Annotated in this window: 16 protein-coding genes; 11 read left to right on the forward strand and 5 right to left on the reverse strand. The window is 71.7% G+C overall.

Going from position 1 to position 19,103, the window contains the following annotated elements; genetic code table 11:
* Positions 1–10: 10 nt before the first annotated feature.
* Complete coding sequence (locus BCL76_RS31550; protein ID WP_109782781.1) at positions 11–2,962, forward strand: BTAD domain-containing putative transcriptional regulator; 2,952 nt, start codon at positions 11–13, stop codon at positions 2,960–2,962.
* 91 nt (positions 2,963–3,053) lie between these two features.
* Positions 3,054–4,250, forward strand: a complete 1,197-nt coding sequence (locus BCL76_RS31555; RefSeq protein WP_109782782.1) for an FAD-dependent monooxygenase — start codon at positions 3,054–3,056, stop codon at positions 4,248–4,250.
* A 206-nt stretch (positions 4,251–4,456) separates the two neighbouring features.
* Here BCL76_RS31555 and BCL76_RS31560 read toward each other — a convergent pair whose 3' ends face one another.
* On the reverse strand, positions 4,457–5,089 hold the full coding sequence (locus BCL76_RS31560; RefSeq protein WP_109782783.1) for an NAD(P)-dependent oxidoreductase: 633 nt from the start codon (positions 5,087–5,089) through the stop codon (positions 4,457–4,459).
* Positions 5,090–6,389: 1,300 nt separating this feature from the next.
* Between BCL76_RS31560 and BCL76_RS31565 the strand changes: the two genes are divergently transcribed.
* Positions 6,390–9,251, forward strand: a complete 2,862-nt coding sequence (locus tag BCL76_RS31565; protein ID WP_258310005.1) for a glycoside hydrolase family 2 protein — start codon at positions 6,390–6,392, stop codon at positions 9,249–9,251.
* 217 nt (positions 9,252–9,468) lie between these two features.
* Here BCL76_RS31565 and BCL76_RS31570 read toward each other — a convergent pair whose 3' ends face one another.
* Positions 9,469–9,663, reverse strand: coding sequence for a hypothetical protein (locus BCL76_RS31570; RefSeq protein WP_109782784.1), 195 nt, complete (start codon positions 9,661–9,663; stop codon positions 9,469–9,471).
* Positions 9,664–9,827: 164 nt separating this feature from the next.
* Between BCL76_RS31570 and BCL76_RS31575 the strand changes: the two genes are divergently transcribed.
* The 4 genes from BCL76_RS31575 (at position 9,828) to BCL76_RS31590 (ending at position 13,637) form a co-directional block, all read left to right on the forward strand.
* On the forward strand, positions 9,828–10,727 hold the full coding sequence (locus BCL76_RS31575; protein ID WP_109782785.1) for an NAD-dependent protein deacetylase: 900 nt from the start codon (positions 9,828–9,830) through the stop codon (positions 10,725–10,727).
* 293 nt (positions 10,728–11,020) lie between these two features.
* Positions 11,021–11,233 carry a hypothetical protein gene (locus BCL76_RS38650; protein ID WP_146228461.1) on the forward strand — a complete coding sequence of 71 codons (213 nt, stop codon included), beginning with the start codon at positions 11,021–11,023 and terminating at the stop codon, positions 11,231–11,233.
* A 72-nt stretch (positions 11,234–11,305) separates the two neighbouring features.
* Complete coding sequence (locus BCL76_RS31585; RefSeq protein ID WP_109782787.1) at positions 11,306–12,817, forward strand: MFS transporter; 1,512 nt, start codon at positions 11,306–11,308, stop codon at positions 12,815–12,817.
* A 43-nt stretch (positions 12,818–12,860) separates the two neighbouring features.
* On the forward strand, positions 12,861–13,637 hold the full coding sequence (locus BCL76_RS31590) for a TetR/AcrR family transcriptional regulator (protein WP_109782788.1): 777 nt from the start codon (positions 12,861–12,863) through the stop codon (positions 13,635–13,637).
* Positions 13,638–13,939: 302 nt separating this feature from the next.
* Here BCL76_RS31590 and BCL76_RS31600 read toward each other — a convergent pair whose 3' ends face one another.
* Positions 13,940–14,251 carry a hypothetical protein gene (locus tag BCL76_RS31600; protein WP_109782789.1) on the reverse strand — a complete coding sequence of 104 codons (312 nt, stop codon included), beginning with the start codon at positions 14,249–14,251 and terminating at the stop codon, positions 13,940–13,942.
* Positions 14,252–14,513: 262 nt separating this feature from the next.
* Positions 14,514–14,732, reverse strand: coding sequence for a DUF5959 family protein (locus BCL76_RS38655; RefSeq protein WP_146228462.1), 219 nt, complete (start codon positions 14,730–14,732; stop codon positions 14,514–14,516).
* A gap of 12 nt (positions 14,733–14,744) precedes the next feature.
* On the opposite strand from BCL76_RS38655, the gene BCL76_RS39225 reads away from it, so the two are divergent.
* Positions 14,745–14,891 carry a hypothetical protein gene (locus BCL76_RS39225; RefSeq protein WP_181382811.1) on the forward strand — a complete coding sequence of 49 codons (147 nt, stop codon included), beginning with the start codon at positions 14,745–14,747 and terminating at the stop codon, positions 14,889–14,891.
* A gap of 342 nt (positions 14,892–15,233) precedes the next feature.
* Here BCL76_RS39225 and BCL76_RS31610 read toward each other — a convergent pair whose 3' ends face one another.
* Positions 15,234–16,094, reverse strand: a complete 861-nt coding sequence (locus BCL76_RS31610) for a MerR family transcriptional regulator (protein WP_109782790.1) — start codon at positions 16,092–16,094, stop codon at positions 15,234–15,236.
* Between the two features lie 666 nt (positions 16,095–16,760).
* Here BCL76_RS31610 and BCL76_RS40090 point away from each other — a divergent pair.
* The 3 genes from BCL76_RS40090 to BCL76_RS31635 all read left to right on the forward strand — a co-directional run bounded on the left by BCL76_RS40090 (position 16,761) and on the right by BCL76_RS31635 (position 18,964).
* Positions 16,761–17,186, forward strand: coding sequence for an HAD-IA family hydrolase (locus tag BCL76_RS40090; protein ID WP_258310006.1), 426 nt, complete (start codon positions 16,761–16,763; stop codon positions 17,184–17,186).
* A gap of 487 nt (positions 17,187–17,673) precedes the next feature.
* Positions 17,674–18,174 carry a GNAT family N-acetyltransferase gene (locus tag BCL76_RS31630; protein ID WP_258310007.1) on the forward strand — a complete coding sequence of 167 codons (501 nt, stop codon included), beginning with the start codon at positions 17,674–17,676 and terminating at the stop codon, positions 18,172–18,174.
* Between the two features lie 364 nt (positions 18,175–18,538).
* Positions 18,539–18,964: a hypothetical protein gene (locus BCL76_RS31635; protein ID WP_109782793.1), complete on the forward strand. Its 426-nt coding sequence runs from the start codon at positions 18,539–18,541 to the stop codon at positions 18,962–18,964.
* Positions 18,965–19,103 lie beyond the last annotated feature (139 nt).

Consider the following 19,103-nt stretch of genomic DNA (forward strand, 5'->3'; position numbering starts at 1 on the left):
ATCAACCACCATGAAGTTCGGCATACTTGGTGAGACCCGGGCATGGCGCGGCGGCGGCGAGGTAGCGCTGGGCGGTCCGGCGCGGCGGGCGCTGCTCGCCCTGCTGCTCGTGCGCCCCGGGGAGGTCGTATCGGCGGACCGGCTGGCCGAGGAGATCGACCCCGCGGGGACACGGTCGGCGCATTCGCTCCAGTCCCAGGTGTCCAGGCTCCGGGCCGCCCTGGGGGACGGGGCCTCGATCGAACGGGCCGGGGCGGGCTACCGGATCCTCGTCGATCCGCAGGAGGTGGACGCCTCCCGGTTCGAGAGGCTGGCCGGGGAGGGCCGTTCGGCGCTGGCCGACGGTGATGCCGGGCGGGCGGTCGTGCTGCTGCGGGAGGCCCTGGAGCTGTGGCGGGGACCGGCGTTGGCCGACCTGCCCGAGAGCGGGACGGCCCAGGCCGCCGCCGTACGGCTGGAGGAGCGCCGGCTCGGGGCGCGCGAAGACCGCATCGAGGCCGAACTCCGGCTCGGCGAGCACCGCGGGGCCGTACCGGAGCTACGCGAACTGGTCGCCCGCCATCCGCTCCGGGAACGGCTGGCGGGGCTGCTGATGCGGGCGCTGTCCGCCGAGGGCGGGCAGGCCGAGGCACTGGTGATGTTCGAGGAGACCCGGCGGCACCTGGCCGACGAGCTGGGCGCCGACCCCTCTGCCGAGTTGACCGCGCTGCACCGGGAGCTGCTGACCGCCGACCCGGAGCCGTCGCCCGCCCCGCCTCCCGCGCAGCTGACGAGTTTCGTGGGCCGCGCCGCCGAGGTCGCCGAGATCGCCGAGATGCTGCGGGTGGCCCGGTTGGTCACCCTGATCGGGCCCGGAGGCGTCGGCAAGACCCGGCTGTCGGTCGAGGCCGCAGGTCTCGTGGGCACCAGGAGTGCCGCGGGCGGCGGGGGCCGCGGGGACGGCGGGGGCGCAGCGGACCAGGTGTGCTTCGTGGAGCTGGCCCCGTTGCGCGACGGGGCCGGGCTGCCGCAGGCCCTGCTGGCCGCCCTCGGCCTGCGCCAGAACGGGCTCCAGATGGACGGCGGCGCGACCACGCCGGTCGACCGCCTGATCGCGGCGCTGTCCGATCAGGTGCTGCTGCTCGTTCTGGACAACTGCGAGCACCTCGTCGACGAGGTCGCCAGGCTGGCGGCGCGACTGCTGGCGACCTGCCCGCGGCTGCGCGTGCTGGCGACGAGCCGGGAGCCGCTCGGCATCATCGGCGAGAACCTCCTCCAGGTGCGTCCGCTCGACGCCGACGCGGCCGTACGGCTGTTCACCGAGCGGGCCGTGGCCGTGCGGCGGGGGTTCACCGCCGACCCCGGGACCGTACGGCGGATCTGCGCGGCGCTCGACGACCTGCCGTTGGCCATCGAGCTCGCGGCGGCGCGGTCGCGCACCCTGGACGTCGAGGACCTCGCTGACCGGCTGGACGACCTGCTCGGCGTCGCCCGCGGAAACCGGACGGCCGACGAGCGGCACCGCACTCTGCGCTCGGTGGTCGCGTGGAGCTGGGACCTGCTGTCCGACTCCGAGCAACGGGCCGCACAGCGGTTCACGGTCTTCATCGGCGGCGCGACGGCCGAGTCCGCGGCGCGGGTGTGCGGCATCGACGGCGGGACACTGGAGTCGCTGGTCGACAAGTCGCTGCTCGACGTCTCGGGCGGCCGCTACCGGATGCTGGAGACGATCCGGGCCTACGGCGCCGAGCGGCTCGACGCCGCGGGCGAACACGGCTCCGTACGGCGTGCCCATGCCCAGCACCTCCTGGAACTGGTGCGCACGGCCGATCCGCGTCTGCGGCGGGCCGAGCAACTGGAGTGGCTGCCCGTCGTCGCGGCCGAGCACGGTGACCTGCTGGCGGCGCTGCGCTGGGCGGTCGGGGAGCCGGACGTGAGGACGGCCTTCGAGCTGCTCGCCGCGGCGTTCAACTACCTTTGGATCCGGGGCGCTTCCGCCTCCGTCGTACCGGTGGCGATCGAGCTGCTCACGGGGGTGGGCGAGGCGGTCCCCGACGCGCTCGGCGAGGAGTACGCGACGTGCGTGCTGCTCGCCGCGTCGGCGTCGGGCGACGCCGGGGAGCGGCTGTGGCAGTTGCACCGCGCCACGGCCGGCGAAGCGCTGGCTGCCGCGTGGCCCGGCGACCGGCGTGGCCGTTACCCGGTCACGCTGTTGCTGTGGATGATGCGCAACGCGGTCGGGGCCGACCCGCGGGGCGCGTACGAGCTCGTCTCCTCCCAGCGGGACTGCCCCGACCCGTGGGCACGGGCCACCGCCCACTACGTGTCGGGGTTCGGGCACCTGGGCAAGGGCGATTCCGGGGCGGCCGAGGAAGACTTCGGCCGAGCCCTGGACGGATTCCGCTCGCTCGGCGAGCGCTGGGGTGTCGCGTTGGCCCTGGGCACGCTCGCCGACGTGGCGGGAGCGCGCGGCGACCGGACACGCGCCATCGCGCTGACCGACGAGGCCCTCGTACTCACCGGACGGCTCGGCGCCCTGGAGGACAGCGCCGACCTCCTGGTCAACCGGGGCGACCACTTCGCCGGGGACGATCCGGCGACGGCCCGTACCGACTACGCGCAGGCGGCCGCGCTCGCCCGCCGCGCCGGCAGCGCCACCTACTTGGCGGCGGCCCTGCGCGGCCTCGGCGACATCGCCCTGGAGGAGGGCGACCTCACCCTGGCGGAACGGCTGTACACCGAGGCGCTGGAGCAGATCGACCCGCACTGGATCAAGAGCCTGGGGCCGCGGGTACGCACGCTCACGGGCCTCGGGCGCGTCGCCGCGGCCCGGAGCCACCATGCCGAGGCGCGCACGCGCTATCGGCAGGCCACCGAGGTCGCCGGCATCGTGGGCGCGCCCGTACCGGAGGTGCTGCGCATGCTGGGGCTGTCGCCGGGCGTCGTCGCGTCCGTCCTCGAGGCCGCGGCATCGGGCCGGTGAGGGCGCCCTTCACACCGGGGTAGCACAGGCCTGCGGCCGCGGTGAGCGCGAGGTGAGCTCGCGGTGAGCGCCCCCCGGCAATCTCCGGGGCATGACGAACCTCAAGGTACTGATCTCCGGCGCCTCCGTCGCCGGCCCCGCGCTCGCCTACTGGCTCCACCGGCACGGCTTCCAGGCCACCATCGTGGAGCGCGCCCCCGCCCTCCGTGAGGGCGGCTACGCCGTCGACTTCCGCGGCGAGGCCCACCTGACGGTCCTGCGCCGCATGGGCATCCTGGCCGAGCTCGAAAGCGCCCGGACCGGCACCGGCTCGATGTCGTACGTCAACAGCGCGGGCAAGCCGCAGGCCGAACTGCCCGCGGACCTGTTCGCCGGAGACATCGAGGTGCTCCGCGGGGACCTGGCCCGGATCCTCTACGACGCGACCAAGGAGCACACCGAGTACCTCTTCGGCGACTCCATCACCTCGCTCACCGAAGACGCCCACGGCGTGCACGTGAGCTTCGAGCGCGGCGCCCCGCGCCGGTTCGACCTGGTGATCGGAGCCGACGGGCTGCACTCCAACACGCGGCGCCTGACGTTCGGGCCCGAGGAACAGTTCGTCGAACACCTCGGCGTGAACTGCGCGATCTTCACCACCGCCAACCATCTCGGGCTCGACCACACCGGGCACGCCTACCGCACCGCGGGTCGGCTCGTCGCCATGTACAGCGCCCGCCACAACACCCAGGCCAAGGCCGTCTTCTACTTCGCCTCCCCGCAACTGGACCTGGACCGCCGTGACGTGGCGCGACAGCAGGCCGTCCTGACGGAGACCTTCGCGGGCAACGGTTGGGAGAGCGACCGGCTCCTGAACGACATGCGGTACGCCCCCGACTTCTACTTCGACTCGGTCGGCCAGGTCCACATGGACAGCTGGTCCCGCGGCCGCGTCGCCCTGATCGGCGACGCCGCCCACTGCCCGTCCTCGCTGTCGGGCATGGGTTCGGGGCTCGCCCTGGTCGGCGCCTACGTCCTGGCGGGCGAACTGGCCGCCGCGCACGGCGACCACCGCGTCGCGTTCGGCCGGTACGAGGAGGAGATGCGCGCATATGCCACGGGCTGCCAGAAGATGGGCGGGGGCGTCGCCAAGCTCATGGTCCCGGGAAACCGCCTCATGGCCACGCTCCTCAACCGCTACTACAAGGTCATGCCGTACCTACCGGGCAAGGACATGGCCGCCAAGATCGCCCGCAAGGCCGCGGAGAACATCACCCTCCGCGACTACTGCGCCCTCGCCCGGCGGTAGGGACGAGCTGCTGCCCTGTCGCCGCCGAAGTCGGGGAAAGCTCACTCGTCGTCGAGTTCGGCCGGCCGTGCCGTCAGGGGCAGCTCGGGCCCGTGGCGCCGAACGGTCCGGAGGGTGGGTTCCCAGGGTCGCCGCCCGTCCGGCGGTGCAGGCGTCGTGCGGGCGCTCGCGAGCCCGAACGCCCAGGCGAGGGCCGTTCCGGCGGCTCAGCGCGTGAGGATGACGCGCTGGTGGACCCAGAGGTCGCCGGTCGCGGCGGAGAGCAGGAAGTCCGCGACATCGACACGGTTGATCCTCCCACCGACGCGTCCTTGGGTGCCGTCCAGCGGGATCGTCCTGTAGTCGGCCGTGCGCCGGCCGTTGCCGAACATCACGGGCAGGGCGATGGTCCAGTCACGGTCGCTGCGGGCGATGGTCTCATCGGCGATGCCCTTGTCGGCCATGAGCGTGCCCATCACCAGCTTCGCCGCCGTGGCCTGGAAGAGGGATTGGCGCCGGGCCGTGTCGCCCGATCCGAGGGCCGAGAGCCAGACGAGACGCTCCACGCCGGCCGCGGACATGGCCTCCAGGACGGGACCGGCGGTGCGGGTGGCGAGAGTGGACTTGTAGTCCTTGCCCGGCCCCAGGGCACAGATGAGGGCCCGGCTGCCCCGAGCCGCCTCTTCGACGTCCGCGGCGGAGGCGGCGTCGCCGATGACGACGGTGACGCGTTCATCGTCGCGCTGCGGCAGCCGGGCCGCATCACGAACCAGTGCGGTGACCCGGTGCCCGGCCGCGAGGGCCTGCTGAAGTACCTGGCCGCCGACGGGTCCCGTGGCGCCGAGGACGGTGAGCTGCATGATCAGGCCTCTCTCTGCGTGCGGGCGGCCCTTCGGGCCAGGCCGCCTCTTTCGGATCGTGGCGGCCGAGCCCGCGGCGTCCGGTGCCGTGCCCGGCAAGGCGGAGGGGCGCCCGTGTACCGGACGTACTCGGTCGCCCCGACAACGCGGCCGGGTGCGGTGCCGGACGCCGCGGGCCCGGCAAGATCCGGAAGAGACGGCCTAGGCGCGGCACCGGGGCGTCCGTACGCGGCCGACCGCGGCGGGCCGGCACCCGATCCCGGGCACCATCGGCAACTCCCCGACGGCCGGGAGCGTGATTCGGCAGGACACCCGTGCCGGACCGGTCACGAGCCTAGGCCGTCTGTTCCGGATCGTGCCTGACCCGCGCCGCGCGCTTGACCGGCGAGGTCTGAAAGAGGGGGCCGGGCGCAGCCGGCCTCTGCGGCGAAGCGCGTGCGGTATCCCAGGTTCCCAGGTACTGCGGGTCGGACTCGAAGAGCAGGCTGTCGGTGGCCTGTCCGTAGCGCTCCCGCGCCCGTTCGACACCCCGTACTCCTCGACCTCCACCCCGCCCTGGGCACGGCGGGCCGTAGCCCTGACGGTCATCGCGCCGGGCTCGGCTCCGATACGGAACTCCGGTCGTGCGTCGCCTCCGTGGTCCACGCCATGACGACGTCGGAGTTCGATGTCCAGCGCCGGGTTGCGTGCGGCGAACGCGCGGATCACCTCGCCGGGCGCCTCGATCGACGCGTCGACCGGGGTCGACACAACGACGGCCCGGTCGAAGGAACGGTAAGCCGGGCGGGCGGCCCCGGGGCGAGAGTGGCTACGCCGCCCACGTCGACGATCAACCGCTCCGCCGAGGCGGTGCGGGCAGAGGGGGCGGAGTCGAACGCGTAGAGGTGTCGCAGCTGGTCGCGGGTGTGGCCGGGGGCGCCTCGGGAAGGGGGACGGACCACCGTGGTCGTCGGCCGGCAGGCTCCAGCCGGGCGGGCACGACGGCCGACCGACCCGACCCCGATCAGCAGGATCCGCACAGGCGGACTGCTGTTCCGCGGCCTCGCGGCCTCCCCCACCACCGTGCTCGTGCACGCGACAGTAACGCTGTGCACCGACGGACCCCACCGACGGCAGGGCGGGGGCGTCCGGTCCAACCCCTGCCCCTGCACGACGAATTGATCCGCGTCCTGAGATCGGGGTCGCTCGCGCGGCTCGCCGTGCGGCCGCGACGGTCCGTGTTTCGGGCCGGGTGGGTTACGGTCCGTTACCTGATCTTCGCGTCACGTGGACGTCCGACCAGCTTCCCCCGGAGACCAGCGTGTCCCAACTCCCCCGCCCCGCCCACGCCCGGCGACGCCGGGTGGCCGCCGTGGCTCTGGCCCTGCTGGGCCTGCTGCTCACCCCGGCCGCCCTGCCCTCGGCCGCGGCCCTGCTCCCAGAAGCCGGTCCACGTTCCGCGCCCATCGCGCCCATCGCGACGACCGTGGCGCCCGGCGGGACCGCCGCGCTGACTGGGTACGCGATCCGGTCGGCGGCCGAGGTGCCCGACACGGCGGCCGCCGTGTCCACGCCCGGATACCCGACGGCCGGCTGGCACCGGGCCGGGCCTCGCTCCACCGTGCTCGCCGCCCTGGTCGCCGACGGCACGCACCCGGACCCCTTCTACTCCACCGACCAGCAGCGCATCCCGCGCCGTGACTTCGCCGATCCGTGGTGGTACCGCAGCGACTTCACGCTCCCCGACACCTCGGAGCGCACCTCTCTGGACTTCAGCGGGGTGGTCTCCGCGGCGGATGTGTACGTCAACGGCCGGCGGGTCGCCTCCGCGGCCGAGGTGGCCGGTATGTACACGCGCCACGAAATCGACATCACCCGCCTCGTGCGGGCCGGCACCAATACCGTCGCCTTCCGGATCCATCCCAACGATCCACGCAAACACCTCACGCTGGGCTGGCTGGACTGGCTGCAGCCACCGCCCGACGCCAACATGGGCATCGTCCGTGACGTACTGGTGCGCCGCCGGGGATCCGTCTCCCTGCACGACGCGCACGTCGTGACCCGCCTGCACGTGCCACCTCCGGCCCCGGGCTCGTCCTCGGTGGAGTCCACGGGATCGTCCTCGGGGGCGGGCGCCGCGTACGCCCCCGCCGAGCTGACCGTGAAGGCGCGGGTCCGCAACGACTCGCCGGAGACCACCACCGCGACCGTCTCCGCCGCCATCGGCGGCACCGGGATCGTGCTGCGTGAGGACGTGACCCTGCGCGCGCAGGAGACCCGTACGCTCGTCTTCGCCCCGAACCGCCATCCGCAGCTGCGTCTGAAGCGGCCCGCTCTGTGGTGGCCCGCCGGTATGGGGGCCCAGAACCTGTACGGACTGCACGTGACGGCCACGGTGACCGGCCGCCGCTCGGACTCCCTACGCCACGCCTTCGGAATCCGCGACGTGAAGGCACCCGTCGACCCGGCCGGCGCCCGCCGTTACACGATCAACGGCCGTCCCCTCCTGATCCGGGGCGCCGGCTGGTCGGCCGACGAACTGTTGCGCTGGAACACCACGGCCGCGGAGGACCGGATCAAGGCCGCACTCGACGCGGGTCTGAACACGTTCCGCCTCGAAGGCCATATCGAGCCGGACGAGTTCTTCGACCTCGCCGACCGGCACGGCTTCCTGGTGCTGCCCGGCTGGGAGTGCTGCGACAAGTGGGAGGGGCCGGTCAACCCCACCGGCACGGGCGAGAAATGGAACGCCGCCGACCGTTTGACCGCGCGGGCCTCCATGGCCGCCGAGGCCGCCCGGCTGCGCGACCATCCCAGCGTCCTGTCCTTCCTCATCGGCAGCGACTTCGCACCCGACGCGCAGACCGAGCGGGACTACCTCGACGCGCTGCGCGCGGCCGACTGGCCCACCCCCGTGATTCCCGCCGCCTCCGCCGTCACGACGGCGCTGAGCGGCCCGTCGGGCATGCGGATGACCGGGCCCTACGACTGGGTCCCGCCCTCGTACTGGTACGACAAACGCGAGGGCGGCGCGACGGGCTTCAACTCCGAGACCAGCGCCGGGCCCTCGATCCCCACCCTCGACACCCTGCGTCGCACGCTCTCGCCGGCCGAGCTCGAGACGCTGTGGAAGTCGCCCTCCGCCCCTCAGTACCACCGCTCCCCCTCCCGCACCTTCAACACGCTGAAGCTGTTCAACGACGCCCTCACGCACCGCTACGGCGCGCCGCGCAGCCTGGCGGACTACGTGGCCAAGGCCCAGCTCGGCCAGTACGAGAACGTCCGTGCCCAGTTCGAGGCCTACGCGCGCAACGCCACGGACCGCACAGGCCCGTCGACCGGGCTGGTCTACTGGATGTTCAACAGCGGCTGGACCTCTCTGCACTGGCAGCTCGTCGACCGCTACCTCGACCAGGGCGGCGCCTACTACGGCGCGAAGAAGGCCAACGAGCCCCTGCACATCCAGTACTCCTACGACGACCGGACGGTGGCCGTGGTCAACCGCCGGGCCGCCGCCGTGTCCGGGCTCACCGCCCGGGTCACCCTGTTCGACACCACCGGGACCTCCCTCTACGACCGCACCGTGCGCGGGCTGCGGGTCGGCGGCGACGGCGCGACGACCACCGCGCTGACCGTGCCGGCCGTTCGGGGTCTTCGGGGCCTTCGGGCCGTTTCGGCTGCCGCGGGCGGACCGGAGTCCACGTACCTCGCCCGGCTCACGCTCACCGACCGCGCCGGCCGCGAGGTGAGCCGCAACGTCTACTGGCTCTCCACCCGCCCCGATGTCCTGGACTACGACGCCGGCGACTGGTATCACACCCCCACGACCGCCTACGGCGACCTCACGGGGCTGAACTCGCTCGCGGCCGCCACCGTGTCCGCGACCGCTCGTACGACACGCCACGCCGGCTCGGTCTCCACCACCACGGTCACCATCCGCAACACCGGCCGCGGGAACACGCCCGCGCTGCTGACCGATCTCCATCTCGTCGACGGCCGAGGCGCACCTGTGCTGCCGGTCCGCTGGAACGACAACCAGATCAGCCTCTGGCCCGGTGAGAGTGCCGTCCTCACCGCCGAGCACCGGACGGCCGGCCCGCCCGGCCCGGCCGGTGGCGCGCTCCGGGTCCGGATCTCGGGCTGGAACACCCCCACCACGCACATCACGCCGAGCTCTCGCTGACACCGGTCCCCGCGCCGGAACCTGGCCGTTCAAGGGGCTTGGGCAGCGGCCGAGCCGAGGACGTCGTCGAGGGGGCGGGCGGGGTGTGCGCCGATGCGGCGGCAAGCGCCACTGGAGTGGCGAAGGGCGTGTTCGGTGTACCTATGGCTGCCTGCCTGCCTGCCCCGTCGGCTTGCCTCCCCTGGCCTAGGCCGTCTCTTTCGGACCTTGCCCCCGCTCAGGAGCGGGACCAGGGTCGGCGTCCATTGGTACGGCGGGTACGGCCGGCGCCGATGCCCGCGACGTGCAGGGCCAAGGCTGTGAGCCCGAGCAGCATGACGTTCGTGGAGGAGAACACATCATTGGTGGCGATCTCCGCAGCGTTGATCAGGAATGCGACGAAGAACAGTACGGCGGCTGCTATGCCGAGCATCGCGGGGCTCCTTCCGAGAGGTGTTGTCCGTATGCCCCCGCACTGCCGCAGCACACCTGTACGACCGCTGAGCCGAGCGTCGGGCTTCAGCTCGGCATCGGCGGGGGTGGCCACACGAGTGCATGGTCGTGTGCCGCCGTCGGGCCTTTCCGTACCCTGGCTACATGCGTACGCGCCCCACGCTCAGCTGGACCCCCACAGCGGAACCGCTGCCGGGTACCACGGATCCCGAGCCGGTCGCCGACGCGCTGAGGACCGGCGGCGTGCTGGTGCTCAGCGGGGCCGGCCTTTCCACCGAGTCGGGCATCCCCGACTACCGCGGCGAGAACGGAAGCCTGCGCCGGCACACCCCGATGACCTACCAGGAATTCACCACGAGCATCCAGGCTCGACGCCGCTACTGGGCACGCAGCCACCTCGGCTGGCGTACCTTCGGCGGCGCTCGACCCAACGCCGGGCACCGGGCCGTTGCCGCGTTCGGGCGGCGCGGCCTGCTCTCGGCGGTGATCACCCAGAACGTCGACGGTCTGCATCAGGCTGCCGGCAGCAGGGACGTGGTGGAACTCCATGGAAGTCTGAACCGGGTCGTCTGCCTTTCCTGCGGCGTCTTCAGCACACGCCGGGAACTCGCCCGGCGGCTGGAAGATGCCAATGCCGGCTTCGATCCCGGGGCCGCCCAACTGAATCCGGACGGCGACGCCGACCTCACCGACGAACAGGTCGGAGACTTCACCGTCATGCCCTGCTCGGAGTGCGGGGGCACCCTCAAACCCGACGTGGTGTTCTTCGGCGAAACCGTTCCCCTGCCTCGGGTCGAGCGCTGCCGCGAACTGATCGATACGGCAACCTCAGTCTTGGTACTGGGGTCGTCGCTGACGGTGATGTCGGGCCTCAGATTCGTCCGCCAGGCAGCCAAGGCGGGAAAACCCGTAGTGATCGTCAACAGGGATCCCACCAGAGGCGACCAGCACGCGGCCGCACGCGTCGCGCTCCCCCTGGGTACGACCCTCACCGCCCTGGCCGACGGACTGAACATCCCCGTCGACGACGAGCAGACGCACTGAAGCAGGGACCTGCCGGTCCCGAGCATCGTGCGGCCGGAGGGCGCACGGCCCGGGTTCCGCCCGGGAGTCACCACTGCGCTCTGCCCGCAGGCACGCCCGGAAGGCTCCGAGCCCGGGTCACCCGCCCGCGGCCGCTTCTGCGAGCAGCTCGCGGTGGACCGCGCCCACCTTTCGCGGACGGACATCCGGCGTCACCCCGGCCCGTGACGGAGTCCGTAGGGACAGCCGGCCCTCGCCGGGAAGCTCCGTCGGCCCGTGAACCCCCTCCGTGCCCGACCCCTGGGCTACGAGGGGTGGGGCTCCCATCGCCGATCGCCTCCACCGTCCCGCACGGCCGTACAACGCGCCGCAGGGCGGGAGCACGGCCGACCGTCGCCCGTCTCGCCGCGCCCATCGGCTCCCTTCGGCTGCTGCGGGGAGGCCTCCTCCTGGGTCTCGGCGCCTTCGTACAGATCAACGTCGACGTCGACGGCTCCACCCTGCGCGACATGAGCCCCCGGATCTAATCGCTGTACAGCGTAAGACAGTCCCTTGTACGGTGTACGAGAAAAGTCTCGTACACCGTACAAGGGAGCACCATGACGGCGACGACCGCCGCCTCCTCGCCCACCACCACCGGCGGGCACCCGCAGCGCTGGCTGATCCTCGGCGTCATCTGCCTTGCCCAGCTCACCGTGCTGCTCGACAACACCGTCCTGAGCGTCGCGATCCCCTCGCTGACCTCCGAACTCCACGCGTCCACCACCGACATCCAGTGGATGATCAACGCGTACTCACTCGTCCAGTCCGGCCTCCTGCTCACCGCGGGCAACGCCGCCGACCGCTACGGCCGCAAGAAGCTCCTGGCCGTAGGACTCGCGCTCTTCGGTCTCGGCTCGCTCGCCGCCGGACTCGCCGGCTCCACCGAGCAGCTCATCGCCGCACGAGCCGGCATGGGTGTCGGCGGCGCACTCCTGATGACCACCACGCTCGCCGTCGTCATGCAGATCTTCGACGACTCGGAGCGGGTCAAGGCCATCGCGCTCTGGTCCACCGTCAGCTCGCTCGGCTTCGCCGGCGGCCCGCTGATCGGCGGAGTCATCCTGAACCACTTCTGGTGGGGAATGATCTTCCTCGTCAACATACCGGTGGCACTGATCGGCCTGATCGCCGTCCTCAAGCTCGTACCGGAGTCGAAGAACCCGCAGGGCGAGCGCCCCGACCTGCTCGGCGCGCTGCTCTCCACGATCGGCATGACCGCCGTCGTGTACGCGATCATCACCGGGCCCGAGCACGGCTGGACCTCCGCCGAGGTACTGCTGCCGGCTGCCGTCGGCGCCGCCGTCCTCGGTGCCTTCGCCCTGTGGGAGCTGCGTACCCCGTACCCGATGCTCGACATGCACTTCTTCCGCAACCAGAAGTTCATCGGAGCCATCGGCGGTTCGCTGCTCGTCGTCTTCGGCATGGGCGGCTCGCTCTTCCTCCTGACCCAGCACCTGCAGTTCGTCCTCGGGTACGAGCCGTTGGAAGCCGGTCTGCGGATGGCCCCGCTCGCCCTGACGATCGTGGGCCTCAACCTGACCGGTCTGGGCCCGAAGCTCGTGATGAGGATCGGCACGCCGATCGCGGTCCTCACCGGCATGACGCTGGTCTCCGGCGGCCTCACCTCGATCGCCGTGCTCGGTGGGGGCACGGACGGCAGCTACTGGGGCATGCTCCTGGGCCTGGTCCTGATGGGCGCGGGTATCGCCCTCTCGTCGCCCGCCATGGCCAACGCCATCATGAGCGCGATCCCGCCCGAGAAGGCGGGTGTGGGCGCCGGAATCAACGGCACGCTCGCCGAGTTCGGCAACGGACTGGGCGTCGCCGTCCTCGGTGCCGTCCTCAATGCCCGGTTCGCCGCCCTGGTCGCCGTCACCGCGACATCGCTGCCCGCGGCCCTCGCGGCGGCCGGGAACGAGGCCGAACGGGCCGAGATCTCCGACGCCTTCGCCTCAGGGCTCCAGACGAGCCAGCTGGTCGGAGCGGCCGCCGTCTTCGCAGGTGGTCTGGTCGCCGCGGCGCTGCTGCGCAGGGCGGAGCGGTACGAGAAGGGGGACGCGGCTGCATAGCATGGCGAACGACCGCTGACAGGTGAGCGCACGGAGGAACGCGATGGTCAAGGCTGCCGACCGGGCCAAGAACCCGGCGGGTTCCAGCGTGTGGCTCGAACAACGGGCTCCGCGCAGCGGAGGCGGCCCGGCCGGCCTCGACCGCGAACGGATCGTGGCGACCGCGATCCGGATGTTGGACGAGGACGGGCTGGGCGGTCTCTCGATGCGCAAGCTCGCCACCGAGCTGGGCGTCACGGCGATGTCGCTCTACTGGTACGTGGACACCAAGGACGACATCATCGAGTATGCCGTCGACTCGGTGTACGGGGAGATCGACCTCGACGCGGTCGATGCGGCCGGGGATTGGCAGGACCGGGTCCGTGTCCTCGCTCTGGACTACCGGCGAATGCTGGTACGTCACCCGTGGATGTCACCGAGCGCAGGGCGCTACCTGAACATCGGACCGCACGCGATCGCCGTGGGCGCCAAAATTCAGGAAGCCGTCGGGGCCACCGGTCTGCCGATGCAACGGCAGCCGAGCGCGATGTCGGCCATCTTCCAGTTCGTGTACGGCTACGGCACGATCGAGTCGCAGTTCGAGCGCCGCGCGGCCGAGGCAGGCATGTCCCAGGACGACTTCTACGGCGAGTCGATCAAGGCCTACCGTGACGATCCGCAGTTTACGGAGGTACTCGAACCGATGGCGGAGATCCTCGACGAACGCGCGTCGCACGGCAGCGTCAGCGCCATCTGGGAGCGGGACTTCGCGTACGCCCTCGACATCCTCGTCGCAGGCATCGAGGTCATGGTCGCCCGGGAGCGCGCCGGCTCCGCGTGACCCCGCAGCCGGGGCGCCCGCTCTGCGAGGCGCCCTCCCTACGAGGGCGCCTCGCCGACGAGCCTCCCCGCCAGGTGATGCCCAGCCGGCTCTGTGACGGCGCCAGCCGTCGCCGTCCCTCGCATACGGCTCACGCGGCGTCGGAGGGGCAGATCGTGGAGGCCGGACCGGGGCGGTCCAGCAGTTCTACGATGACGCGTTCCAGGACCCGGCCGGTCTGTCTTGCGGGGCGCTTCACCACTCCGGCCTCCGACCGCGGCGGCGCGCCGCGCTCCGACGGCCGGCCGCTCGCGTTTCCCGCCTCAGGCTTCGAGCGCCCGCAGGCCGTCGTTCCAACGGGCCCTTCGCTCCTCGGCGTTCTGTTCCCACCAGGGCACGCCGCGCTCACCGAGGGCCACCTTCGCCGTCTGCACCCGGTCCCGGGCGGCGCGCTCCGCTGCCGCGTCATCGATGCGCCGTGCGGCGGCCACCGCACGGCGCGCGGCCATCAGGTGGGCGCGCAGCCGGGCGGACGCCCCCGCGGGGACGGCCGGGTCGGTGGCGCGCCAGCGGCGGCCGCCGATGACGACGTGATGCCCGTCCGGGGTGACGGGCGGCGACGCTTTGCCGTTCACGACCGGCGCGTGCCCGCTGCGGGCAGCCGCAAACCCTCCCGGTACCCACCGCCCCCCTGAGGCCTCGGTGTGAAGCCGCTCATCGCCCGCCGAGGCGCCGAGCGCGGCTCGGGGCTCGGCGCTCGACGCCGGTTTGTGGAAAGCGCCTTCGCCCACCTGCACCGGTTCCGCCGCCTGCGGCGCCGTTGGGAGGTCCGCGACGACACCACGAAGCCTTCCGCACCCTGGGCCGCGCGCTCGTCTGCCGGCGGCGCTCGGCTCCCTACGCCGGCTTCACCGGAACCCAGTAATCCCTCACTTGCCGCAGACGTTCCCGATGGTCTGCAATCCAGTCGTCCGGAGGAACGATCGGTACCCGCACGGTGACCATCGACCCCGACTCGTCCTCCACGACCACCTCAGGACAGTCGCGCTCGCCAGTGAGCTGGATGAAGAGGGACGGACCGTTGCTCATGTCCATCCAGGCCACGTCCGGTCCCAAGGGGTCTTCCTCGTGGCCACCAAGGGTGAACCGTTTCTGCTCAAGGCGACCACCAGCGGCCCCGACGCGATCGATCTCGCCTTCACCGGCATCAACAAGCCTGTACAGGTGGACCTTCCGGCCGACAAGGACGTCTACGACCCGGACGACGTCGGCTGACGTACGCCCCGACGTGCCCGCTCCCCATCGCTCCGGCCCCGGCCGACGACGGTGCCGACATCCGGAACGCCCGGCCGGATCCGGCCGGATCGTTGATGTCGGCGCTGTGGGACGGGTTGTCGGGCGGGGGTGCGGGAAGTCCGGTCCTGGTGGCGCGGGGCGGCCGCCGGCGCCATGCCTCCGCGCTGGTCCTGGCCGACTGGTGGACAAGCGGTCAGGTGCCTTCGGCGTACTCCTTGGCGTTCGTCACACATCCGACGGCCGCCAGGGGCAACGGGGTTACGCGCGCGCTGCACTGCTCCGGGCTGCTCGGGTCCGGCTCGTCCCGGGCGCCGGCGCCGGTCAGCTGGTCCGTGCGTCCGTGTCGCTGTCCTGCTCGACCGAGTGAAGCAGTTCGATGACACGTTCCTCGTACCGGACGCGGGCCGGGGAGAAGTCGTACGGCATCTTGCCGATGGCCTCCAGCACGCTCGTCCTCGCCGCGTCTCCTTCCTCGCCCGCGTGCTCGTCCTCCTGGTCCAGGAGAACGTCGAGGGCCTCGTCCAAGCCGGATCTTTCGCCGGTGACTGCCAGGGCGGTCTCGTGATCACATCGCTGGGCGGCCAGGTCTTCGATGCGGGGGTCGTCGGGGGACACGGTGTCGTCCAGGGTCGCCTCGGCCTCGGCCAGGCGGTCCTCCTCGGCCCGCAGCTCGGGGTGGGTGGCCAGGACGATGAACCGGTTGGCCTGGATCGCGGCGCCCAGAGGGCCGAAGACGCGTTCCGTGACCAGGAGGGTATCGAGGTCGGCGGAGCGCAGGGCCCCGGGCGGTAGAGCGTGCAGACGGCCTGTGACCAGCGGTGAGAGCAGGCCCAGGGGGCTGCCCACCTCACGGAGACGGTTGACGGCGGCCCGCTGGGCCTCGATGGCGGCCGCCTTGGTGGCGAGGGACTCCTCCAGGCGGGCCAGCGACTGCTCGATGCCGGTGGCGTCCTCGAAGGCGGCGTGGATGTCGTCCAGGGAGATACCCGCATCGGCCATCTTGCGGATCCACAGCAGGCGGATCATGTCGTCGTATCCGTAGCGGCGGCGGTCATCACCGCCGCGTTCCGGTTCGGCGAGGAGACCGATGGCGTGGTAGTGGCGGATGGCGCGGGGTGTGGTCCCGGCGAACGCGGCGGCATCGCCGATCTTGACCCGGCGGGGAATCTCAGGAAAGGGCATGCGAGGGAACCTCTCATCGTCGTGCTCGCCGCCTACTCGACCACATGCCGCTACGGCACATGCAACCTCAGGCCACGACGAGCAGGAACCGGCGGACCGACCGCGCCGACGAACGATGCATGCCGTGGACAGCCGCCCACAACGTCACGAAGGGTGCCGCGTGCTCGGCGTTGTTCTGCATCAGGGTGGCAACTCAGGACGGACCGGTCCTGGGCCGGGCCGGCCGGAACTTCCCAGCGGGCTCCTGGGCTTCGTCCGCCGGTCCCGACGCGCGGGCGCGACGGCCGCGGGTGGCGGAGGCGTAATGATGACCACCGCAGGTACCCACCCCGTCGGCCACGAGCTCATCATCCGGGCCGCGGCCGCGCAGGGCGCCTACGAGCTGGACACGCTCGTCGGCGCCGGCGACAGGGACCGAGGCATCGTTCTCCCGTGCGGAGAGCTACGTCCGGGCCGACCACCGGCCACCCCCGCAGACGCGGGCGTGGCCTTCGGACAGGACAGGTGCGAGACAGTTGTGGGCGGCTCCGTAGGACTTGGGCCGGCCCGTTCGGGGGCAACGGACTTCGTGGGCTCGGCCCCCGTTCGGTCAGACCGTTTCCCCTGACCGCCAGAACCGGTTCCGCCCGCTCCGAGGCCTGCGCCGGCACACCGGCGACCTATGGCATGGTCCGGCTCGATCGGAAGGCGGGACTGGCCGCGGGCACGCTCGCGTCAGCCGCGTTTCGCCCCGAGCTGCTGGACGCCGCCGTCACCGGGCGGATCACTGACGATCAGTGGCGCCGGCACGTCGCGGAAGATCTTGCGGAGGTCTGCGGCTCACTGGACGGTGCCCTCGATCTCGTCGACGGCTGGACGGCGCTGGGGCTGGCCGACGCCTTCGACGCGGTCGTCAACACCGCCCGCATCGGCATGGCCAAACCCGATCCAAGGGTCTTCGAGGCCGCAGCGCAGGCAGTGGGAGTGACGCCTCAGCGATGCCTGTTCGTCGACGACACGGCGGGCCACGTCGCTGCGGCCCAGGCGGCCGGGCTGACCGGACTGCACTACCGGCATGTCGATGAGCTCAGACTGGCGACGGCGCGGTGGTAAATCGATGGACGGGCATCGCGGCCTGATCGAGAATGCTCGGCATGACGACGTGAAGAGCACCGGCCGGGCGGCAGCACTGGCGCAAGGTCGGAGCCTGGGACACCGTCCCCGACGGGGACGGCCGCGCCTGCGCCGCTTGTGGGACGCCCGTCCACTCGTACCAGTACCGACACTATCCTCCCGGTTCCTCCCTGTTCCAACGGTGCGTCGGATTCGCCTGGTGCTCGGAGTGCCGGATCTACCTCGCGAACATGGTGTACATCCACCCGGAGCGCGTCCTCGTCGACGCCCTCGCTTCGCTCCCCTGCGAACAACGTGAACGGATCGCCCGTTCGGAAACACGACTCGTCGAGTTCCTGGACCGACGACTCCGAAACGGGCTGGGCGCCTTTCGTGAACCTGGGCATCGCCGGTCAGGCGCCGGGCCGATCATCGACCAGGTGTAAATCCCGTGTGGTGGCGATGGCAGGTCTCGTACAGTGCGTCGATGTCGACTGTACGAGTCATGACCGAGGCCGATGTCTCAGCCGTGTCGGAGATTCGGGTGACCGGCTGGAAGGCCGCGTATGCCGGGATCGTCCCCCAGCCCTACCTCGATCGCATGACGGTCGAGGCGGATGAGCGCCGGCGCCGGCAGTTCTTCACGAAGCCGGACAAGGTCGCCCTCGACCTGGTCGCCGTGGACACAGCGGGTTCGGTGGTGGGTTGGGCCTGCCTCGGGCCCGCTCGTACGACCGGGGGTGAGCTCTACACCCTGTACGTTCGACCCTCGCTCATCGGGTCCGGCATCGGTCGCGCGCTCCTCCAGGACGTACACGCCAACGCTCGGGCTCGTGGCTTCGACTCGGTCCTGTTGTGGGTCTTCGCCGACAACACCAGGGCTCGTCGTTTCTACCAACGAGCCGGGTACGTCGCTGACGGCGGCGTCCAGGCGGACGACTACGACGGGGTGTCCGTCACCGAAGTGCGCTACCGCCTCGCCTTGTAGCGAGGTACGACCGGATGCCCGGCTCCCCTGCCTGACGGGTGCACGGGGGTGTACGGGGGGTACGGGGCGTACGGGCTCCGGTCGGGGCGGTGCGGCGTCGGCGCCGATGCCGGCCGGAATGCGGCTGGACAGTGCGCACGCGCCGCCGGAGCATGGCGCGCAGATGCGAGGCCTTTCCAGCGGAAGGACCGTCAGGATGAGTGCGGACGATGGGGAATCGGGCGGTCGGCGGCCCTGGGAGCGCTCGCGCGCCGACGGCAACCCCGGACCTGCGGAGCCTCTGGGATCGGCGGGACCTATGGGACCTGTGGGACCCGGCGCGCCAGGAGGACTCCCCCACGGTCCGATCCCTCCCGGCGCGCGCATGCCGGACGCCGTACGGAACCTTCGCGTACTGATGATGGTCCTGGGCGGCATGCAGGCCGTTCTCGGACTGGCTCTGGTGACCAACAGCGTGGCCGTCGCCACCTCCCTCTGGGGCGAGGGCGACGCCGACACTCCGTGCTGCACCACCCCGGGCGAGGATCACGCCGGGATGGTCGTGTTCGCCGGCTTACTCGTCCTCGGGGTCGCCGCATGGGGGGTCACCACCGCTCTCAAGTTCCCCACGCGCCATCAGGTTCTACGCATCTCCGCCTTCGTCTACGGATGGACGGCCCTGCCCTTCAGCTGGGCGTTCTTCCAGGTGATACCCCTGCTGGGATTCGCCTGGCTCGTGCCGGCGATCCTTGCGATCGTCCGGCCGAACCAGCCGGAGAGCCGCGCGTGGTTCGACCAGCAACCGACATGACCCCGAGCGGCGGACGACCCCGGGCGGCGGACCGGCGGGCGTACGGCGCGGGAGGGTTCCCCGACGGAAGGAACGATCCTCTGCGGGGCCTCCCGGGTGACACGGGGCGACGCCCGGCCCGGCATACCGGCATGCGGCG

It is taken from the genome of Streptomyces sp. CG 926, assembly GCF_003148825.1.
In the GTDB taxonomy this organism is placed as follows: domain Bacteria; phylum Actinomycetota; class Actinomycetes; order Streptomycetales; family Streptomycetaceae; genus Streptomyces.